2 protein-coding genes are annotated in these 2,646 nt (G+C 61.4%); both read right to left on the bottom strand.

Features of this window, described 5'->3' with window-relative positions; genetic code table 11:
* Positions 1-1,628 (bottom strand): T6SS effector BTH_I2691 family protein (locus tag L1073_RS16995; RefSeq protein ID WP_246901400.1); only part of this gene is annotated, 1,628 nt, incomplete at its 3' end.
* A 1-nt stretch (position 1,629) separates the two neighbouring features.
* Positions 1,630-2,526: a DUF4123 domain-containing protein gene (locus tag L1073_RS16990; RefSeq protein WP_246901398.1), complete on the bottom strand. Its 897-nt coding sequence runs from the start codon at positions 2,524-2,526 to the stop codon at positions 1,630-1,632.
* Positions 2,527-2,646 lie beyond the last annotated feature (120 nt).

Here is a 2,646-nt window from a genome sequence, read left to right as displayed (position 1 = left end):
GTCAACGGCTTGGACGGTGGCTGTTCGGCGGTGGCTCGTGCTTGGCTCACCAGTGTTGCCTGATTGGCGAACAGGGCGCTCAGCACCCATGAGTCCGAGGCATCGACGTTGCGCGCCAAGTGCTGCCACAGGCGGCCGCTGGCAGATGACAGGATGCCGCCGCGCAGCCCATTGGCGAGCAGCCCACTCAGTCCCATTCCCATCCAGTAGTCGGATTGACTATAGCGACCTATCACGTCGGCCAGGTGGTGCTTCACCCACAGCGCATAATCGCTGTCGTGCAGCGCCAGAAGTGCCTGGCAGATATCGGTCTGCTCGCGATAATCGTCATAGAAGGCATCGAGTGCTTCTTTGTCATAAAGCTCGGCCAGTTGATCCCGGTGATCCGCGATGACCTCATCGGCATCTTGCAGATCAGCCTGGTGGCGCTCCTCTACCTGGCGTATCAACTGCTCATAGCGCCTCTCCATGGCGTTGGCGTTCTGCGAGACGAAATCGATGTTCGCTTGATTACCTTCCCGACGCTGCTTTTGAAGGGATTCTTCGAAGGCTCGGCGCTCTTCGGCGCGTTCCTGCTTCAGTTGTTCGATCTCGGCATCGTGTGACTGGCGTTCCTGCGTCTTGTAGTTTCGCGCGAAGTTTTCGTGGAAGGCGTCAATCGCCTGTTTGCAGAGCAGCTTGCGGCGGTTCGTGTCACTGCGCTGAACGAAATCCTCGGCCTCGGCGAGTGCTTGGTGACGATAGGCGTTCAGCTCGTCGATGATGCCGGCTTCGTCCTTGACGGCTAGAATCAGCCCTCTGCCCTGATAGCGGCTGGCGGCATGGTCGAGCCGCAGGTCCATGGCGTCTTGCAGCTCCTGGCGGCTGTAGAGATCGCGCTGGGGGCCGCTGGACCAGAATTGGGTGCCGAGATCGTTGGCGCCCTCGCTGTATTCGGCCACCATCGCCAGCTCGTCGGTGCCATACGCAAAGGTTTGTGACTGTCCGGCGACCCAGGCCTGGATGTCGATCTTCTGCATGTGCCGGTCACGCCAGGCCGGGTCGCTGCCGATCATGCGGATATGCTCGATAGGCCAGGCGTGTTCGCTGAAGGCGTAGTAGAGCGTGCCGCTTCTATCCGGATTGGGCAGTGTGACCAGCGAGGCGTGCAGGGCGTCGTTGGCCTTGTCCTGACAGGGGAATTCGGTGCTCTCCAATGTGGGGGGCTGCGCCACGGGGAACTGGTAATACTTGCCATCGCTGGTGATGGCGTAAGCGTACCAGTACATGCCGTCCGGATTGTCCTGATCATAGAGGTAAAGATAGCCCTGACGCAGTTGGCGCAGGATATACTTGTTGACCTGGCTGGAGGTGCTGTCCGTGATCACTGGACGGACCTCGTCGTCGACGGTCCGGGCGTGTTCGCCGTTCTCGTCCCACGCCTTGTCGAGCCCGATGTCAGTGAACTCCCGGATACGCTCTTCGGGCAGTTCCGGGATGGAGCGGTTGCGGTCGTTGCGCTGACAGACGGCGTAACGGACAGGCAGGATGGGCAGGCCCTTGCGTTCGCAGAATTCGCACTGACCGTTTTGCAGGCCGCCGGGCTCCCCTTCGGCGGCATAGGCATTGAGTCTTGCTGCCAGCGTCATATCACGATGTCTCCTTCATCGTCGCCATCGTCTCCCAGTCGCGCTCGGCGAGGCGGTTCGTCAGTTCGATATAGCCGAGACTCTCCACGGCCAGGTTGCGCAGCAGACGCTGCATGATCGGGTGTTCATAGAATGTCGCATGTATCGTCAAGCCGTGTAGCACGAAAGCGGTCACGTCTGCTCGCTCATATAGCCCGTGCGCCTGTGCCGCTACGATCAAGTCGTCGATTCGCTCGGCATCATCGACCTGCGCAGGGCGGTCTTGCTCGGGTAGCGAACGGCAGCGTTGCAGGCACCGATTGATCTGCCCGATACGCCGAATGGCCTGCCATTGATCCGTTGTCAGCCTGAGGCGGCCGAGATGGCGTTTGTCGGCATGTGGCTCGATACAACACAGGCGCCCATGCCGATCGAGATACACCCAGCGGTCGATGGGGCCCAACAGGGCAGAGAGCTGGGAGGGGTGCAGAATACGGGGCAGTTGACTCATCACCCGGGGATCATAAAAGCGCAGTAGTGCCCGTTTGCCCTCCGGTGTGGTCTGCGCCAGCTGTCGGCTGATGTAAGCCGCGACAGTCGAGCGCGCCTGTTGGGTGAATATCCAGCCGCAGAAGGGCGCGGGCTCGAGCAGGCTCTCCGGGCGTTGCGCTTTTTCCTCGGCCAGTTCGTGCTCGAGATCGAGTTCAGGTGTGATGTCATGCGTCAGCGGCCATAGATAGAGACGCTGCGCCGACGTCTGCGCCAGTAGCGGGTTCTTGACCAATCCCGCCTTGCCCAGTGCGTCGGCGTGTAGCTGCCGCTCGGGCACGGCGCCGGGGTCGACCAGCCGGTAAAGCTGGCCGGCCGCCATGGCGGTTTCGGCCTCGGCAATGAAGGCAGTCTCTTCAATGATCGACATGATTAACTTTCCACCGTGCCATCACCGCCGCTGGCAGCGGCCTGATTCCGGCGGGGGCAAAGGACATTTTCCCCCTCCGGCAACTCGGGCATGGGAGCCTCCAGGCTCGTCGGTCCGCCG

The sequence above is a fragment of the Chromohalobacter nigrandesensis genome (assembly GCF_023061285.1).
GTDB classification, from domain to species: domain Bacteria; phylum Pseudomonadota; class Gammaproteobacteria; order Pseudomonadales; family Halomonadaceae; genus Chromohalobacter; species Chromohalobacter nigrandesensis.
The sequence above is the reverse complement of the archived record's forward strand: the minus strand, read 5'-3'. Positions and strand labels throughout refer to the sequence as shown.